The organism is Hominifimenecus sp. rT4P-3 (assembly GCF_051055405.1).
In the GTDB taxonomy this organism is placed as follows: Bacteria; Bacillota; Clostridia; order Lachnospirales; family Lachnospiraceae; genus Pseudolachnospira.
The window spans coordinates 1,203,796-1,221,659 of sequence record NZ_CP167068.1 but is presented as its reverse complement, the minus strand read 5'-3'; the positions used below and the strand labels follow the sequence as shown (position 1 = coordinate 1,221,659).

Genomic DNA, 17,864 nt, shown 5'->3' with positions numbered 1-17,864 from the left:
CTATAAGGAGGATTTTCACATGACTTTAAAAGAAAAAATAGCCATCCTAGAGGCGGACAACGAACGTCTCCGCCGGGAAAACCAACGTCTTGCCGAGGGCCACGAGGCCTGCAGGACCGCACTTCGGGAACTCCGGGAAGTACTCCAGGAGGCCCAGGAAATCAAACGCGCCAGCGGCGCAAAATATCGAGAGATCTTAGCCATCCGTGAAGACTGGAAGGCTCTGGTCTCCGAGGAAAGGAGGTAATCTTATGACAACAGCAAAAAGTTTTGTGTTCGGCGGCCAATCCCTCAAAAACCTTGGCCTTCGCCTTTGCTCTTTTGACGGCGGCGGGGAAGTGAAAATATCGCTTCCCTACGTCCCCACCTATACGGCGGAGAAGCCTCCGGCCCACTACCGCTGGCAGATGGCGGGCAGCAAATACGAAGCTCCGATCACCTTTACGATCTCCTTTGGAAAGCCCTGCGGCCCCGATCATTTTTTCTCCCTTGAGGAAGAACGCCGGCTGGCAAAATGGCTGACCTTTTGCCCGGACTTTCAGGAATTTCACTTCGAAGATTTTGATTCCGACTGGGATGATTTCTTTCACATCTCCTATTTTGTCCATGTGACCAGCCTGGAAAAGGAAATGTTGGGCGGCAACTGCATCGGCTTTACCGCAGAATTCACCGCCGACGCGCCCTTTGGCTTTTCCGCCCCGATCACCCGGACCTTGTCCACCGGAACCACGGACTTCGACGTCTGCTCGGATTCCCCGGATCCCATCTATCCCCGTATCATTCTCACCGCCGGCGCAGCCGGAAACGTCTCCCTGAAAAATTGTACCAACGGCTCGTTTTCCCGTTTCTACAACCTCTCTGCCGGCGAGATTTTGACCATGGAAAAAACCGGTTCCGGCCTTTTAACCTCTCTGCCTTCCCATTCCATCCTGGATGATTTCGATAAAAATTGGATTTCCCTGGCCGACGGCGTCAACGAATGGAAGATCGAAGGAAACGCTTCTCTGACGCTGACTTATCGGGAGCCCAGAAAGGTAGGTATCTAATATGAGTCTTTTTCACTATGATGCAAAAGGAAATATCCAGGTTCCGGACGTATACCTGCAAAAAAGGAACCTGGAAACCATCGGCCTGCTCTTTGTGACAGGCCTTACCGTCACGGAAAATCTAAACGATTTCAATACAGTTTCCTTTGAGGTTCCCCGTCTCTATCAGGGAAAAGAAAATCCCTGCTACGACGCCCTGGAAACGCTCCAACTCGTCTATCTCCCGCCCCACGGCCACTTCTCCATCTCGGTGGAGACCTCCTCCGACGGCCGGGAGGTAAAAAAGGTCTCCGGTACTTCCTGGGAGACGGAACTAGATTCCCGGTACCTGGATGATTTCCAGGTAAACACCTTTGAAGAAGGGGACGAAACCGACGCGGAGGGAAATTATGTGCGCTCCCATCTCTTTGACGAATCGGACCGGGAACACAGTATCCTGCACCGGGCCTTATCCGGCACCGGATGGAGCCTGCAAATGGGCGGCGCTTCCGAAGAATACGCGAAGCTGTGCGGCCGCTATCCCACCTACGACCTGACGCGTCAGAGCGTCCGCAGCTTTCTGATCAGCCTCCAGGAAGAATATGAGCTTTTGTTCCTCTACGGAAAGGAAGAACGGACCATCACCTGCTATCTGCTCTCTGACTACGGCAGAGACACCGGCATCTACGCTTCCTTTGAGAACCTGAACCAACAGATTCAGATCGAGACCGACGAGGATGCTATCGTCACAGCGCTCCGGGTATCCGGAGGCGAGGGCATCTACACGGAGGACGTGGTTCCCGCCCCTTCCGGCCAGCTGATCCGCCTGGACTACTTCTTAACGCCCCAGTACATGAGCCAGGAAACCATCGACGCCTGGAAAGCCTACGTGGCCTATTATAACCAGGTCTCCGAAAGCTACAGCCAAAAGCTGCTGGTCTGGGACGAAAAAAACACGCTCCTCCAGGAATATCTTCACTCCACCCCCCAAAGCCAGACCAAAGAGGAAGATGGAACCCTCGCTGAACTGAACCAACTCTCCGCCTCGGAGTTAACCGCCGCCTTTTCCTGGACGACGTACGCCTCGTCCGTGCCGGCGGAAAAGCGGTTCAATTACGGGCAAGCTTACCTGCAAGCCATCTATGACGCCTACGAGGAAGCCAAGTCCGTCCGGGTGCAGGAGGGACACACCAAAGACGCTCCTTATGAACAGATCCTACGGATTCTGGACGCTTCCCGCGCCGCTCTTGATCAGCGAAAAAGCCAGATCGACGCCTTGAATGCGGAGATTCAGACGGTCAATCAGCAAAAGGCCCAGCTTCGCCAAAGCTGCGATATCCGCACACGCCTTCGGGAATATTTTTCCTCGGAAGGATTGTCCGGAGAAGCGCTTTCTTCCCAGGTACTCGCCTCGTGGAATGAGCTTCAATCCTTTATCCGCGAAGAGGAATACTCCAACGACAACTATTTTGCCACAGACTTGGACTCCTACGCCAACCGGATGGAGATTACCAGAGAGCTCCTCGCCCAGGCGGAAAAGGAGCTGAACAAGAACTGCCGCCCCCATGTGACCTGGAACTGCACGATTTTCAATCCGGCCCTGCGTAAGGATTTTGATTTTTCCAGAGAAACCCTGGAACTGGGAAACTTCATGACGCTGGAGATGCACGAAGGCTACGCGGAAAAAATCCGCATCATCGGGGCGGAAATCCCCTATGAAAAGCCGGAAGAACTGCGCCTTACCTTTGCCGACCGGGTCGAAAGCGACAAGATGGTCGACGACATCGGGCGGCAGATCGGCAGCGCCACCAGCGCCGCGGCCAGCTTTCAGTCCATCGCCGCCCAAAAAGACAACTACGACTCCGCCTATCAGTTCATCCAGGAAATGATTCAGCACGGTCTCAACGCCGCCCTCGCGGGCATCTACAACGACGACAATCAGGAAATCACCATCGACCGTTACGGCTTATGGGGGCGGTCGAGGAAAACCGCCGGCGATTTCGAACCGGAGCAGATCTTAATCCAGAAAAACAAGATTCTGTTTACCGACGATTACTGGAAAACCATCCGAAGCGCCCTGGGAAAGATCGAGATCAAAAACGCCGATGGAAGTATTTCCCAGAAGTACGGCCTCATCGCCGATACGGTTCTGGTAGACGACCTGTACGCCTTAGGCGCTACCATCGGCCAGTGGGTCATTGACGCCGGGGCGCTGCGAAGCCCACACTTCCGAAAAAGCGAGGACAATACGCGTGTTCTGGAAGGCACGTATCTGGGGGCTGACGGCTCCATCCTGACGCCCAACCTTCAGCTGATCCCCGGCTCCGGTCTGACTATCGACGTCAACTCCTTTCATCTAAACGCCGGAGGAAGCAGCAGCGGCATCACTCTGGAACAGTATCTGGAAAATATTAAGACGGATACGATCACCGAATCCAAAAAGGACGTGGAAAATCTCTGCACCCATACGTCGGAAGAAAACCAGGTTCTCTGCCTCCATGCTCAGGCTGACGGATGCGTGCGGCTGGAATCCTTACTGGGAAACAGCATCCAGGAAATCACCCCCAGCACGCCGGGAGCCTGGTATCCGATCGCAAGCGTCGGGGACTGCGGATATCTGGAACTGATCTGCAGCAAGGCAAACCGGAATTTTATCCTGGAAAGCCAATCCGCCGCAACGGATGAAACTCATCCGGAGGTCAACTTATCTGTCCAGCCGGATCTCCCCGACATCCTGGAAGGCAGGGAAGAAAAAAGCATCACGCTGTCCTGCCGGATTCACCGGCAGTCTTTAGCTGCTTCCACTTCCGTTCATGCTGGAGTCACCTGTCAGGTAGAGTATCGGGAAGAGGGATCGGAAACCTTTTCCTGTCTATATGAGCCGGCGGAGGACGATCTGGAAGAGTTCCGCATCCAGGAAAGTTTTGAGCTGTCCGGCCAATCCATCAAATCCATCACGCTTACCTGCCAATCAAACAGCGGCAGCATTTTGGTCAACGAACCCAAGCTGGAACTGGGGGCCGTGGAACATACCATCTGGACTCCTGCCCCGGAGGATCTCACATCGGAAAATGCCGCTTCGCTGGCTCCTCTGATTCAAAAAGTGAAACTTCCTCTCTCCGAGCCTTTGCGCTCCCTGGGAGAGGAAAAGGATGAAATCGTCGAGCAGGACGGGGAATTCGGTATCCTCCGGCGCATCCACGCTCACACCTTTACCGGGGAAGAAGCAATCGCTTATCAAGACGGCGTGTTCTCTTTCACGCCTCCTCTGGCGGCAGCTGCATCCGGAACCTGTCTTTCCAACTATTACGCCGGGGCTGCGTCGGACTCTGGCGAAGACATTTCCGTCTATTTATCGGAAAGCGCCTCCCCGGAGGAAAAGCCTCGCTTATGCTTCCGGGATTCCCGCTTTTCTTCCGCGGAAGATTTCCAAAGCTGGCTGACCTCCTGCCAAAGCAGCAGCGTTCCCCTGATGGTTCAATACCCCCTGGAAACGCCGGTCTTTCAGATCTTTGCCAAAGCAGAGCAGGACGCCCTGCGCAATCTCCGCTCCTATGAAGCCCCGGACGTTCTCTATGTAACCGAGCGGCTTCCCCTGGAATTCCAGTGTTCCTTTAAGACGAAGCTGTACTATGAATCCTACCAGACACAGCAGACCCTCTTTCAATTTGAGAACGCAGTCAACTCTTCTTTCCGGGACGGAATCATCAGCGAAAGCGAAATTTTGATCTTGTCCCAGCAGCTCAATTATCTCAGCACCGACAAGACCCGCATCGATCAGGAATATGTCTCCCTGACCGGAAAGGAAAATATTACAGAGGTTACGCGTCAAAGCTTAGACGAGATCAAGGATCAATACGACACCGCTTATGAAAATCTGACCGACGCCGTCCGCCAGGTCTCCCAGGATCGTGTCGTTACTCTGGAAGAAAAAGCGGACATCGACCAGAAATTCACGCTCTACAAAGAAGCACTTCAACGCTACACGGAAATTTATCAGTCGTCTACCGCGGAAGACATCACGGGACAGCTGAAAAGCGATACCCTGAATGTCAGCAAGGTCGCCTCTCTGCTCTCTGCCTTGGAGCTAAAGAAAAATGAAATCCTAGACAATCAGCTGGACCTCGATACGATTCCGGCGGAATACAAAAACGCCGCTTATCAGAACAGCACTTACGGCGCGGCATATCAGGACAGGCTTCAGCTTCTCCTTACCTCTTATCAGACTGACGCGGAGGAAGGCTACTGCGATCGGATCATCCAGCTCATCTCAAGCTTTCTCAGCGCTTACCAGGAGAAAGATTCTCAGGATTTCGATTTTGCTGGCAGCTACGATGAAATCCAAACTACCTATACCGCCTTTTTGTCCGTGCTCTCCGAATACAATCGCATCCGGCGGTATCTATCCGAATCCGCCCAAAGCCAGGGAAGTCTTGCTCACATCCAGAATACGCTGGAGCTGGACGATCGGCATGTCAGTTTCCTGCTGTCCGAACTCAATAACAATTCCTTTGTTCTGACGATCTGCGCGGACGCGATGATTCTTTCCAAAGATCCGATCTGGACAGCGGAGCGGACTGGCTTTTCGGAGGAAGAGCTGGAAAACCTGGCGGCGGAAGGGAGCGTTTACGCTTATTTCACCTCCCGCAAACTCCGGGTTGCGGAATCCCATGTACAAAATTCCACTGTTTCCGATTCTCTTCAGATCGGGAATTATGTCTGGGAAAAGAGGATGTCCCTCGAAGAATCTGGCAGCTTTAGCGAGCACCTTTCCCTTTCATTTAAAAATTCATAAAAAGGATGTGAAACCATGAGTAGTTACAATTATTACAACCCCTCAAGCTCCAACTCTGCTTATATGGGGAAATTTGCCATCGTTGAATCCAACAATGTCAACGCCAACTCCTCCACCATCACCTGGGCCTTCGGCCTATACCGGAACGACAGCTATCAAAGCAGCTATTCCCGTAAAGAGGGAAACCACGTAGTCGTCTCCATCAACGGCAGTGAAGTCTTCAACTCGACCGACATCGGAACCGTAAAAGCCCCCAATGGAGAAGGAAACGCCTATATCCTGGCCTCCGGCACCACTGTCGTAGGCCACAATGGAGACGGTACCAAGACGTTCTCCTTTTCCGCCAAATACACCAACTCCTACTCCAGCAGCATCAGTCCCCTGGAGGTAAGCGGAAGCCACGTCTGCAACTCCATCCCGCGGGGCTCCACCTTCTCCATCGGCTCCAGCTCCCTCTATCTCGGGCAAAGCCAGTCCTACTCCATCACCCGGTATTCATCCGCTTTTAAACACCGGATTTCCATGACGGTCAAGGACGCCAACAACCTAGATGCGACGGTCTTCCTCCAGGACGGCGTGGACACGACCTTAACGGCCACTGTGCCCTGGTCCATCGTCCAGTACATGTACCAGAAAAACCTGTCTTCGGTCACGGTAACCACCCACATGCTGACCTACAGCGGCACGGTCAGCAATGTCATCGGAGCAAAGTCTACGACGTTCACGGCTAAGATTCCTGCCGCCTCCCTGTCCCTTAGTTCCGCCAATATTGCCATGGGAAGCTCCACCACCGTGAACATTGCCCGAAAAAGCAATTATCTGAATTATAAAGTCAGCTTCGCTTTTGGCCAGATTTCCAGTCAAATTGCCACGATCGCCACAGGCAGCGCCAGCTCCTATGCCTTTTCGCCGAGCGTCAGCACTTACGCCTCGGCGATCCCTTCTGCAAAGAGCGGCACAGGAACCGTCACCGTGTCCACCTACTGCGGCACGACCCTGATCGGCTCTTCCTCGGCGAACCTGACCCTCTCCCTGCCTTCCAATCTAGATTATACACCTTCCTTCACCGAGGTTTTATCGCCGGGAAATACGCAAAACGGTTACTATTTGAAAGGCCGTTCCACGATTTCCGGCTCCTTCTCCAACGCCTCGGTAAAATATGGGGCCGGCGTCAAAACCCAGAGAATCACCATCAATGGAACCAGCTACGGGAATTCGTTTTCCAACGTGCCGCTTTCCTCCGCCGGTACCTATACGATCGTGTATTACCTGGAAGATACCCGCGGCTATTCCAAGACGGCGACCAAAACCATCCAGGTTTCCAACTATGAAATGCCAAAGATCACCAGCTTTCAGGTGGAGCGCTGCGGAGATGGCAACGCGAACTGCAAAATCAGTTACACCGCGTCTTATTTTAAACCGGCCAGCGAGACGTATACCAATTCCGCTGCCGTCAAACTGGTCTACGGCAGCACCGTACTGTCCGTCGCCAGTTACACCGGCGAGGCAGACGCCGCGGAAACCCAAACGGTCTCTCTGACGGACTGGATCATTCCAAATGGCTCCGCCAACGCCGCTTTTTCCACGGAAAAATCCTATTCCTTCCGCCTGGAAATCTATGACAGCGCAAACGGCAATGCGGCAGCCGATACAAAAACCGTCAGCATCCAATCGCTCTTTTATCTGCTCGACTTTAAGGGCGATCAGGGAATTGCCCTGGGAAAAGGCTCCGTCGGAAATGGATTGGAGGTCAATTTCGACAGCCATTTCTATAAAACACTGGAGGTAGCTGACTCCCTGGTAGCGAAAAATGGGCTGGAACTCTACCAGGCGACCCCACACATCGACTTCCACCACAACAACTCCACCTCGGACTACACGGCGCGAATCATCGCCGATGGAAGCAACACCTTAAATTTGGCAGCCAGCGGAGGCGTCAAGGAGAACGGAACCCTTTTATCCAGCAAATACGCCGCCTCTTCCCATTCCCATAACTACGCCGCGGCCTCCCACACCCACAATTATGCCGCGGCTTCCCACACGCACAGTTATCTGCCCTTATCCGGCGGAACCTTGAGCGGAAATGTCCTGATCCCTTTTAACCGCGGCTTCTACTGGAACGCCACGAACAAAGGCGGACGCATCTATTGCAGCCAAGATCAGCGCATGTACTTTGGCGCGTCCAATGAAACCAACTACTACATTTTCTATGGGGTATTGGATAACCGCTGGGCCTTCTGCCCGGATGTCAGCGGCTATATGAGCCTTGGCAGCGACAGCAAACGCTGGGATCAGCTCTTCGCCAGATCCGGAACCATCAACACGTCCGACCGAAACGAAAAGAAAGAGATCAAAAACATGGACGCGGAGCTGGCCAAACAGTTCATCAAAAAATTATCCACCAAGACCTACAAATTCATTGAATCCACATCAAACCGTACCCACTGGGGCTTAATCTCCCAGGAAGTAGAGGACGTGATGGAGGAACTGGGGATAGATTCCACGGACTTTGCCGGCTTTATCAAGTCCCCCAAGTACGTGGAGCAGGAGGATGAGAACGGCCAGATCCAGTCCATCCCCATCGAAGGGGAGTACACCTATGGCCTGCGCTACGATGAATTTATCGCCCCGATGATCTCCGCGATTCAGTCTCTGATGACGGAAGTGGAATCCTTAAAGGAACAGCTGGCCAAGCTGGTTCCTTCCGAAAAATAATCTTAATATAGGAGAATACCATATGACAATTCAAGAAAAACGTTCGATCTACCGCGCGGCTCTTTTGAGCCGCGAAAAGAAAAATCAATACTCTCAGTCCGATTCCAAACGCCTTTTGGTCGAGTCCGGCTGGGGCGACTGCTCTTCCACCCCTTACTACTGGCTGAAAAAGCTGTTTGGCCTTCGCATCGGGGACTACACCGGAGCCCAGATAAAATCCCCTCTGGGAAAGCAGGTTCCCATGGAAATCCGGGGCGGGATTCCAGACGAAACGAAGATGGAAATCGGCGATCACCTCTATTTTCGTGGAAATGACGCCAGCCGCCCACAGGGCGTGGGGCATGTGGAAATCTATATCGGCGATGGAAAGTGCTTTGGCCATGGCTCCGGCATGGGAGGTACCGTAAAGGATATGGCCTCCTACTGCGCCAAACGTCAGTCCACGCCTTCCCGCTCCGCCACGCTGAAAAACAAAGGGCTGATCTGCGTCATCCGCTTTCTTGCGGAAGATTCCTCTGAGGATGATCTTTCCGCGGAAGAAGAAATCCGAACCCTCTCTCCCGTTCAAAAATTTCAGTGTTGGTTAAATGACCGCCTGAAAATCGGCTTAGAAGTGGACGGAAGCTGCGGCCCTCGCACAAAAAAAGCTGCGGTGATGGCCATGCAGGAATATCTCAACGAAACTTACCATGCTGGACTTGCGGTAGACGGAAGCTTTGGCCCTGCCTCCCGCAAGGCCTATCACACCGTTTGCCGGGGAGTGCAGGGAACTCCTGCCTTTCTTGTACAAGGGCTTCTCTACGGCCACGGTCTGAATCCCAACGGTTTTGACGGCCATTGCGGTCCCGGCTGCGAAACAGCCATCCGTCAATTCCAAAAGCGATACAGCCTGACCGTGGACGGACGCTGCGGACCGGCTACCTTCTCCGCTCTTGTCAAAAACGCATCGAAAGGATAGGTGACACTTGTTATGGAAACTTCCGTAACGATCTGGAGCCTGCTCGATTCGATCAGTACCGCTGATTTTCTCCGCTTTTTACTGGCGGTGGGGGCTATTCTTGCCTCCACTGCCGGCCTGGCGGTTAAATTGTACAAATGGTTTGATAAAACCTGGCGCATTCAGGAAGAAAACGCCGAGTACAAACAGTTGGTGCAAGCCCACAGCGATGCCATCGGAGAAATCGAGCAGACGTTACTGGAAATCAAGCAATTAAACGAACGACAAAATGAAGTAAATCTAAAACAAATCCGCCATTCCATTGTCCGGGCTTCCGAAGAGGCAATCTCCGACGGATTCATCTCCGCCAACCGCCTCAAAGCCCTGGAAGAACTTTTCGAAACCTACGAAGAGCTTTTTCATGGCAATGGCTACGTAAAAACCTTAATGAAAAAAGTCCGCCTTCTGGAAGTACGCGGACTCAGTGAAGAATAGGAGGAACTTATATGTACGAACTTGGACAAAACCTTTCGGTCCTGGCTCTTGCCATGGCCGTCAACATTTTATTGGGTACTTACTATCAGGTCGGCCGGAAAAAACGGCGTTTCAGCAAAACCCTTTTTCTCTCCGGACTGATCAAAGCGGTCATCGTCGGCTTCTCTTTTGTAAGCCTGGGCTACTGTTTTGAAACCACTGATCTATCCGCCCTCGGCATCACTCCCTCTATGATCATGAACGCTTCGATCTTACTGTATGTGGGAAAAGATGTGACCGCCCTGGCAAAAGCTCTGGGCGTCGAAGAGCTGTTAGGCAAAGAACCAAAATAAACCATATCATTTATCACCAAAAGGAGGCTATTTTATGTTTCAAATTGAAAACAACAATCTTATCCGTGTCATCCAGGGCGACACCGGCGCCATCGAAATCCATCTTGACAACTATGAACTGAAAACGGGCGATCAGGTATTTTTTACCGTAAAAAAGAATCTGTCCGATCCAGACTCTGTCCTTCAAAAAATCATCACTACCTTTGAAAATGGAGATGGAAAAATCTTGCTTTCTTCCACCGACACCAACCTGCCCTGCGGCGAATACGTCTACGACCTGCAATGCAATCTTGCGGACGGACGGGTCGATACCGTCGTCGGTCCCAGCTATTTTCGCGTAGAGGGAGGGGTAACCGATGATTAATGGAACCATAAGCGCTGCAGGCAATCTTACAGAACATATCTCCATCGGACGCGGAGAAAAAGGCGATACCGGGGACGTTACTCCGGAAGCTTTAGCCGCTGCCGCCAAGGCGGAGGAAGCCGCAGAATCCGCACAGGATGCTCTCGATCAAGTCACGACACACGCCGCAAACGTAGCCGCTTCCCTCGAAGAAGTGGAAGCATACGCCGCGGATGTGGCCCTTGCCAATGAAGCCGCGGCGTCCGCCAATCAAGCTGCGGAAGACGCCAATGCTGTAAAGGCTGACCTTCTTCAAAAATTGGCCGCTGGGGAATTCACCGGGGCCGCCGGGCCCCAGGGGCCTGCGGGAGCGCAGGGAGAAACTGGACCGCAAGGACCAAAAGGGGAGCCAGGGGAACCTGGCCCCCAGGGGCCGAAGGGGGAAACGGGCAAAACCGGCCCTCAGGGACCAAAGGGGGAAACGGGTGACACCGGCCCTCAAGGGCCAAAAGGGGAAACGGGTGACACCGGCCCTCAGGGACCAAAGGGAGATACCCCCGCTCTTGCCAACAACCTGACTACCACGACTGCCGGTATGGCCCTGGATTCCACCCAGGGCCATATCTTGGCAAATCAGATTGGAACGCTCTCTTCTCTTTCCACCACGGAAAAAGGCTCTGTCGTCAATGCGGTCAATGAACTGCAAAGTACATCCACTAACCTGCAGGGGCAGCTGAACCAGCTCAGTGAAACGCTGGAAAACCTGGCTGGTTCCGGCGTCTATGCGTCGGACAGTACGGAAAATCCACCTGTTGGTATCATGTTAAATGCAGATACGCTAGGAGGACAAGCGCCTACTTATTACGCCAAGCAAACCATGGTTGACCAACTAAATGCAACTCTAAACAATGTTCCTGAATTTATCGTCGACGAGACAAGCGGAAAAATTACAGGGTATAAAACTGCTGCCGGAGGTGCCGATACAGTCTACCCTTTTTCCAGTAATTTTGTTATGAGTGTAACCGTCACAGGGAAATTAAGTGATGGAGGGCCTGATGTCAGTTTTTCAAAAACATATGAAATCACTTATCAAAATGGAACGTTTTCCTGCACCGGTTCCGGTAGTGACTATTTGGATTGGTATGGAAATGTTACGGTCTGGATTGATTCGATAGAGGTAAATTCCATCACCTTTATGTAAAATGAAAATCTGCCATAAAAACGTCTCAGGAAAAAACAACTAAATTTCGAACGTATCACAATCTATATCGAAAGGAGATTAATATGCCAACATCAGGAAGAAAAGCAACTTTAAATGATACGGACGGGGCTGTGTACCCCATTACATCGACAGAGTGTGTCGTAGATACGGATGGAAAAACTCTGCATGATCTATTAAATGCTCTTATCAGCGGTAATGCCGGCTCTCATAACGGTATTTACCGCGGTAAAAATCTAGGCACAGAAGTCACAACGAAACAGTGGGAAGCCATCAGTTCCGGAACCTTTCAGGATTTATATATCGGAGATTACTGGACCATCGGCGACGTAAATTATCGTATCGCTGCCTTTGATTATTATTACAATACCGGAGATACGAACTGTACTGCTCACCACGTTGTCATTGTGCCAGACACGTGCCTTTATAGTGCGCATATGAACGCATCGAATACAACTGCCGGAGCTTATAAGGGCTCCGCCATGTACACCACTAATCTGGCACAGGCAAAAACCACGATCCAATCCGCATTTAGCGGACATGTTTTATCCCATCGGATTTATATCAATAAAGAGGTTTCCGGTGGAAAAGCATCCACAGGGGAATGGTCTGACAGCGTGGTAGATTTAATGAATGAACAAATGGTCTATGGAAGCGGGGTTTACAGCCCCGTGTCCGACGCAAGTTCTCTGCCGAAAAACTACCGAGTGGAAAAAACTCAGCTCCCACTATTTGCATTGGAGCCATCCCGCATCTGCAATCGCACAAACTGGTGGCTGAGGGATGTCATTGGTTCTACTATTTTTGCAAACGTCCATGCGAACGGTGGTGCAGACGCCTCCAATGCATCTAATTTCTACGGTGTCCGGCCAGCTTTTTGCATCTGTTAAAGGAAATCGCACAAGTTAGGAAAGTCTAAAAAAGGAGAATTTGCGGTGTTCATGTCAAATTTGGAATTATCCAAAAAATATTCGTGTATTTTAATGTGTATTTTTTCAATAAATATCATTGATTTTTACACGAACATCTTTTATACTATAATCAGCACCTTTAAGGAGGGCGAATTTATGTATAGAAAAATTATGTGCTTCTTAGAAACATGGAAAGACAACGAACACCGCAAGCCTCTTATCTTGCAGGGAGCAAGGCAGGTTGGCAAGACCTATTCCATTTTGGAGTTTGGGCGCACCCATTATGAAAATGTAGCGTATTTCAATTTTGAAACAAATCCAAAGCTAAATGAAACCTTTGAGGAAAACATCGGCCCTGATTATCTGATACCGATTTTATCCCATATTGCCGGGCAGACAATTATCAGAGAAAAGACTCTGATTATCTTTGACGAGGTACAGCTTTGTGAAAGGGCGTTGACTTCGCTGAAATACTTTTGCGAGGACGCTCCCGACTACCACATCATTGTGGCGGGCAGTCTGCTTGGCGTGGCGGTAAACCGGGCAAAATTCTCTTTCCCTGTCGGTAAAGTGGATATGAAAACCCTGTATCCGATGGACATGGAGGAATTTATGCTTGCCATGGGCGAGGACGCTCTTGTAGATCAGATAAAAAAATGCTTTGCTGCCAACACGCCGCTGCCTTCCGCTCTCCACGATGCGGCAATGCAGCTCTACCGCCAGTATCTCATTGTGGGCGGTATGCCGGAGTGTGTCATGCAGTTTGTTGAAACAAGAGACTATATCCTTGTCCGTCATACGCAGGACACGATTCTTTTCAGCTATCTCAATGATATGAGCAAATATAACAACTTGAATGAAATCAAAAAGACACGGCTTGCCTACGACAACATTACCGTACAGCTTTCTAAGAAAAATACCCGCTTTCAGTATAAGCTGATAAAAAAGGGCGGGCGGGCTTCGGAGTTTGAAAATGCGATCGAATGGCTCTGCCTATCGGGTATCGTATCGCGGGTCTACAAGGTGGAACAAATCAAAAAGCCTCTGGAAAATTACCGTGACATCGATGCGTTTAAAATTTATGTGTCGGATTTGGGACTACTCCTTGCGAAGAAAGATTTAGCGGCAAACGATATCCTTTACATGGTGGAGGAACTGAATGACTTTAAGGGTGGCATGGCTGAAAACTATGTCCATGTACAGCTCGCGATTAATGGATATCACACCTACTATTGGACGTCTGAGCGGGGTGCGGAGATTGATTTTATCATTCAGCGTGACAGCAAACTTATTCCCATTGAGGTTAAATCCGCCGACAACACCAGAGCCAAAAGTTTAAAGGTTTATATGGAAACCTACAAGCCTGATTATGCCATCAAACTCTCTACAAAAAACTTTGGCTTTGAAGATGGAAAAAAGACTGTTCCTCTTTACGCCGCATTTTGTATCTAAATCAAATATAGCAAGAGTAACGCCCACTTTATACAGTGGGTGTTATTTTTTTTAAGAAAATAAAAGGAGGAATCATCAGCAATGAAAGCAACCATAAGTATTCCAGAAAATCTCACCAAACAAATCTCCATCGGACGCGGGGAAAAAGGCGATACGGGGGATGTTACTCCCGAAGCCTTAGCCGCTGCCGCCAAGGCGGAGAATGCCGCCGAATCCGCACAGGATGCTCTCGATCAAATCGAGGCACACGCCGCCAACGTGGCCGCTTCCCTCGAACAGGTGGAAGCATATGCCGCAGATGTAGCCCTTGCAAATGAAGCCGCAGCGTCCGCCAATCAAGCCGCGAAAGGCGCCAATGCCGTAAAAGCTAACCTTCTCCAAAAATTGGCCGCCGGAGAATTCAACGGAGCTGCCGGACCCCAGGGACCCGCGGGAGCACAGGGAGAAACTGGACCGCAAGGACCAAAGGGGGAGCCAGGGGAGCCGGGCGAACCTGGCCCCCAGGGGCCGAAAGGGGAACCTGGAGAAACCGGCCCTCAGGGGCCAAAGGGGGATACCCCTGCGCTTGCCAACAACCTGACTACCACGACTGCCGGTATGGCTCTGGATTCCACTCAGGGCAATATCCTGGCTACGCGGATTGGAACGCTCTCTTCTCTTTCTACTACGGAAAAGGGTTCTATTATTGACGCGATTAATGAGTTGCAAAGCATATTGGAAGAAAATCAAGAACAAATTGATCAATTAAAAGAGCTTATCTATCCGAATGCAGGATCGCATAATAGTATTTATCGAGGCAAAAATCTTGGTTCGGAGGTTACACCGGAACAATGGGAAGCCATCGGTTCCGGTACATTTCAAGACTTATACATCGGTGATTACTGGTCGATCAATGATGTCAACTATCGTATCGCCGCCTTTGACTATTATTATCGTACGGGCGATACTACCTGCACGACTCATCATGTAGTACTTATTCCGGATCAGAGCCTGTACTATGCCCCTGTCACCACTGACGCCGACGGTATGGACAACGGATACGCTGGCTCCTACATGCATGAAACCGGACTGGAAGAAGCCAAAAACACGATTCAAAATGCTTTTGGCTCTACACATATTCTGTCGCATAAGCTGAATCTTTGTAATACAGTAATGTCCGGAAAGCCTGCCGGAGAATCCTGGTACGATAGCACAGTAGATCTTATGAATGAGCAAAATGTATACGGATGTAAAATCCACGGAGCTGTTTCAAACACGGAATATCCCTTAAATGACTATCCCGTAGATAAAAGCCAATATCCGCTTTTCGCCTTAGAGCCATCCCGAATCGGCAATGGCGAAAATTGGTGGTTGCGCGACATATGTGGCAGCAATACTGTCGCTGCCGTTCGAGCAGGCGGTGAAGCCGGCTATATTGGAGGCGGTTATCCCAATGGCGGCGTACGCCCCCAATTTTCTATCAAACAATAGGCAAAAATCCGGTCTGCCATGAACAATGGGTGAAGGAACCGCGCCTTCACCCATACCTCTTCATACCTTTTTGCTGTAAAGCACAAAAATCGTCCTTACAAATCTCCTGCCCTGAACGCCGTATACCCTTCGTAATAATAGCTATGGTCAATACCTTTTATATAAATTTCCCGGTTATGAATGTCATCTGTCATAGCCGCCTTTAAGATATGCTTGATTTCAATATCCCGAATCGGGCTGCGCTCCATCGCAAGAAGATAATCCTCTTTGTCCACCTTACTCCAATCTACAACCTGATTCTGCTCCGTTTTTAAAATCTGATCCAGCCATATACGGGTACTGCGCCCATTTCCTTCTCGAAAAGGGTGTGCAATATTCATTTCCACATATTTCTCAATAATCTCATCAAACGTAGACTGTGGCATTTGATCGATATTTTCAAGAGCTGTTTGCAGATACATTAAAGGGGCAAAACGTAAGTTTCCTTTTGCAATATTTACCGTTCTGATTTCACCGGCAAAATCATAAATCTCCTCGAAAAGGAACTGATGAATCGCTTTTAGCGACGAAAACTTCCCCGCTTCCAAAGTATCGAGCATCCTCTTTTCAAAGAGCTGCACTGCCTTTGCTTTGCTGATGCACTCCTCTTCCCTGGCAAGCTCGGCAGAATTGTTCAAACCCAGTTTATTTTCCAACGCCATGCCGCACCTCCAATACATAACAGTTTTATTATAACATATACGCTGCAAGAAACCAAGGGCTGATAAAATGCACTCTTGCATCGGCAATAAAGCCCAATATTTGCTTCAAAAATAGATAGACAACAAATCATCTTCCCGACGGAGGCTTCATTGTTCACTCCGATACGGAGATGATATCACATAGATGTTACCCGTTAACCGCTCCGATCAGGGGCTCCTACTACCTTAAAGAAAGGACTTATTTTCTATGGCAAAAAATGCAAACCAAACATACCTCGTGGCGCTGGACGACAGCGCCGCGCAAGAAAAACTGAATACACTGACACAAAAAAGAGTCGTGGAACTGGAACTTCAGTTCTCCGGTGATTTCGACAAGCATACGCAAGAAATTGAAAAACGGCTCGGCAATATCAGCCGGCAGCTGGATTCTATGCGATCTGGAATGTCCAGCCTTGGGAAAGAATCCAAAAGCGCTTCCGGCGGACTACTAAATACTGCAACAACATATATTGGTACCGCTTCTAGCATTGCTAGTATATATCACCTAATAAAAGATACCACAACAGCTCAAGCAAGTTTTGGATAACAGGGCTATTTCGGAAAAGATTTCTGCAAAAATGGAGCAGCTTTCAATTCCGGAAGAATCCGTATACGTCACGGAAAGGAGTAACGGGAATTAACCCGATGTGAGTTTACAATTTCTCATATGCTGGAACAGGGAAGGAACGCGGAACCGAAACGGAGCCGGTAACGGCACACGGTATGGTTTGAAAATCCGCTTTCCGCGCCGCTTGGCACAACTCGATCAGCAGCACATCCTCCTGCCATTCATCTTGGCTAAACTGTATAAACTGTCAACGCATAGTAAGAGTTTTTAACAGGAGGAAATGCCCAGAGACTACCCATCCTTGGAGTACATCCTGCCTTAGTGGATGTGCTTTTATTGTATAGTCCATGTATTTACCAGAAAAAATTGTCGGCGCTCTGCCCGCCGTTTGTCTAGGGCAGATTTACCTCACTCTTTTTCAATCTGCACTGCGGTAGCAATGCCAACTATACACCCAAATCCTGTACCTAGATCTTTCATTTTACTAACTTGTAACCCAATTATGCCATTTCCTTTAAGCGCACGTGTTCTTCTTGTCAAATCTCTCATCATTTCATCTATTGAAATTTGATAACATTCTTCTTCTCCTATTTTCAAAAACGTACTTGGTCCTACACACTTAGCAATGTTTATAACGCTATGTACAACCCCTAAATATTTCACAATTTTATACCGTTCAAAATTATACCCTGTTGTGATCAATACATTATCCATGGTTCCACCTCCGACATTTTACGTTTTACTTTTTCAGTTTTACCATACCATAAGAAAAGCAGATAGACAACTGTTTTTTTCTATACATGCTAACCTTACCAAAACTTGGGTTAATAGGCGTAGGGATTGCTGCTTTCGACCTATTGTC

Annotated in this window: 15 protein-coding genes; 13 read left to right on the top strand and 2 right to left on the bottom strand. The window is 49.9% G+C overall.

What is annotated here, in order from left to right:
- Positions 1–19 precede the first annotated feature (19 nt).
- The 12 genes from ACCC71_RS05725 (at position 20) to ACCC71_RS05670 (ending at position 15,694) form a co-directional block, all read left to right on the top strand.
- Complete coding sequence (locus tag ACCC71_RS05725; RefSeq protein ID WP_434311458.1) at positions 20–247, top strand: hypothetical protein; 228 nt, start codon at positions 20–22, stop codon at positions 245–247.
- A 4-nt stretch (positions 248–251) separates the two neighbouring features.
- Entirely contained in the window at positions 252–1,046 is a 795-nt protein-coding gene (locus ACCC71_RS05720) for a phage tail domain-containing protein (protein ID WP_434311457.1), read from the top strand.
- Between the two features lies 1 nt (position 1,047).
- Complete coding sequence (locus ACCC71_RS05715) at positions 1,048–5,820, top strand: hypothetical protein (RefSeq protein ID WP_434311456.1); 4,773 nt, start codon at positions 1,048–1,050, stop codon at positions 5,818–5,820.
- A 15-nt stretch (positions 5,821–5,835) separates the two neighbouring features.
- The gene (locus ACCC71_RS05710) at positions 5,836–8,535 is read left to right on the top strand and encodes a DUF859 family phage minor structural protein (RefSeq protein WP_434311455.1); all 2,700 of its coding nucleotides are present in this window, start codon (positions 5,836–5,838) and stop codon (positions 8,533–8,535) included.
- Positions 8,536–8,557: 22 nt separating this feature from the next.
- Complete coding sequence (locus tag ACCC71_RS05705; protein WP_434311454.1) at positions 8,558–9,493, top strand: peptidoglycan-binding protein; 936 nt, start codon at positions 8,558–8,560, stop codon at positions 9,491–9,493.
- 12 nt (positions 9,494–9,505) lie between these two features.
- Complete coding sequence (locus ACCC71_RS05700; RefSeq protein WP_434311453.1) at positions 9,506–9,967, top strand: hypothetical protein; 462 nt, start codon at positions 9,506–9,508, stop codon at positions 9,965–9,967.
- 11 nt (positions 9,968–9,978) lie between these two features.
- Positions 9,979–10,299, top strand: a complete 321-nt coding sequence (locus ACCC71_RS05695; protein ID WP_434311452.1) for a hypothetical protein — start codon at positions 9,979–9,981, stop codon at positions 10,297–10,299.
- A 34-nt stretch (positions 10,300–10,333) separates the two neighbouring features.
- Positions 10,334–10,663: a hypothetical protein gene (locus ACCC71_RS05690; RefSeq protein WP_434311451.1), complete on the top strand. Its 330-nt coding sequence runs from the start codon at positions 10,334–10,336 to the stop codon at positions 10,661–10,663.
- Positions 10,656–11,843 (top strand): hypothetical protein, encoded by a 1,188-nt coding sequence (locus ACCC71_RS05685; protein ID WP_434311450.1) that lies wholly within the window; start codon positions 10,656–10,658, stop codon positions 11,841–11,843. The genes ACCC71_RS05690 and ACCC71_RS05685 overlap by 8 nt, the downstream gene beginning before the upstream one ends.
- Before the next feature lie 83 nt (positions 11,844–11,926).
- Complete coding sequence (locus ACCC71_RS05680; protein ID WP_434311449.1) at positions 11,927–12,751, top strand: DUF6273 domain-containing protein; 825 nt, start codon at positions 11,927–11,929, stop codon at positions 12,749–12,751.
- 177 nt (positions 12,752–12,928) lie between these two features.
- The gene (locus ACCC71_RS05675; protein WP_434311448.1) at positions 12,929–14,224 is read left to right on the top strand and encodes an ATP-binding protein; all 1,296 of its coding nucleotides are present in this window, start codon (positions 12,929–12,931) and stop codon (positions 14,222–14,224) included.
- Positions 14,225–14,305: 81 nt separating this feature from the next.
- Positions 14,306–15,694 (top strand): hypothetical protein, encoded by a 1,389-nt coding sequence (locus tag ACCC71_RS05670; RefSeq protein ID WP_434311447.1) that lies wholly within the window; start codon positions 14,306–14,308, stop codon positions 15,692–15,694.
- 95 nt (positions 15,695–15,789) lie between these two features.
- On the opposite strand, the gene fic is transcribed toward ACCC71_RS05670, so the two are convergent.
- Complete coding sequence (gene fic, locus ACCC71_RS05665; protein WP_434311446.1) at positions 15,790–16,395, bottom strand: protein adenylyltransferase Fic; 606 nt, start codon at positions 16,393–16,395, stop codon at positions 15,790–15,792.
- A 247-nt stretch (positions 16,396–16,642) separates the two neighbouring features.
- On the opposite strand from fic, the gene ACCC71_RS05660 reads away from it, so the two are divergent.
- Positions 16,643–16,981, top strand: a complete 339-nt coding sequence (locus tag ACCC71_RS05660; RefSeq protein ID WP_434311445.1) for a hypothetical protein — start codon at positions 16,643–16,645, stop codon at positions 16,979–16,981.
- A 429-nt stretch (positions 16,982–17,410) separates the two neighbouring features.
- Here the strand turns inward: ACCC71_RS05660 and ACCC71_RS05655 are convergent, their stop codons facing one another.
- On the bottom strand, positions 17,411–17,716 hold the full coding sequence (locus ACCC71_RS05655; protein WP_434311444.1) for a hypothetical protein: 306 nt from the start codon (positions 17,714–17,716) through the stop codon (positions 17,411–17,413).
- Positions 17,717–17,864: the final 148 nt, after the last annotated feature.

Excerpts from the sequence above, each read along its gene's own strand:
- ACCC71_RS05710 (WP_434311455.1), top strand. The coding sequence starts at position 5,836 with ATGAGTAGTTACAATTATTACAACCCCTCAAGCTCCAACTCTGCTTAT.
- ACCC71_RS05675 (WP_434311448.1), top strand. The coding sequence starts at position 12,929 with ATGTATAGAAAAATTATGTGCTTCTTAGAAACATGGAAAGACAACGAA.
- ACCC71_RS05680 (WP_434311449.1), top strand. The coding sequence starts at position 11,927 with ATGCCAACATCAGGAAGAAAAGCAACTTTAAATGATACGGACGGGGCT.
- ACCC71_RS05660 (WP_434311445.1), top strand. The coding sequence starts at position 16,643 with ATGGCAAAAAATGCAAACCAAACATACCTCGTGGCGCTGGACGACAGC.
- fic (WP_434311446.1), bottom strand. The coding sequence starts at position 16,395 with ATGGCGTTGGAAAATAAACTGGGTTTGAACAATTCTGCCGAGCTTGCC.
- ACCC71_RS05670 (WP_434311447.1), top strand. The coding sequence starts at position 14,306 with ATGAAAGCAACCATAAGTATTCCAGAAAATCTCACCAAACAAATCTCC.
- ACCC71_RS05700 (WP_434311453.1), top strand. The coding sequence starts at position 9,506 with ATGGAAACTTCCGTAACGATCTGGAGCCTGCTCGATTCGATCAGTACC.
- ACCC71_RS05695 (WP_434311452.1), top strand. The coding sequence starts at position 9,979 with ATGTACGAACTTGGACAAAACCTTTCGGTCCTGGCTCTTGCCATGGCC.
- ACCC71_RS05655 (WP_434311444.1), bottom strand. The coding sequence starts at position 17,716 with ATGGATAATGTATTGATCACAACAGGGTATAATTTTGAACGGTATAAA.
- ACCC71_RS05685 (WP_434311450.1), top strand. The coding sequence starts at position 10,656 with ATGATTAATGGAACCATAAGCGCTGCAGGCAATCTTACAGAACATATC.
- ACCC71_RS05715 (WP_434311456.1), top strand. The coding sequence starts at position 1,048 with ATGAGTCTTTTTCACTATGATGCAAAAGGAAATATCCAGGTTCCGGAC.
- ACCC71_RS05725 (WP_434311458.1), top strand. The coding sequence starts at position 20 with ATGACTTTAAAAGAAAAAATAGCCATCCTAGAGGCGGACAACGAACGT.
- ACCC71_RS05690 (WP_434311451.1), top strand. The coding sequence starts at position 10,334 with ATGTTTCAAATTGAAAACAACAATCTTATCCGTGTCATCCAGGGCGAC.
- ACCC71_RS05720 (WP_434311457.1), top strand. The coding sequence starts at position 252 with ATGACAACAGCAAAAAGTTTTGTGTTCGGCGGCCAATCCCTCAAAAAC.
- ACCC71_RS05705 (WP_434311454.1), top strand. The coding sequence starts at position 8,558 with ATGACAATTCAAGAAAAACGTTCGATCTACCGCGCGGCTCTTTTGAGC.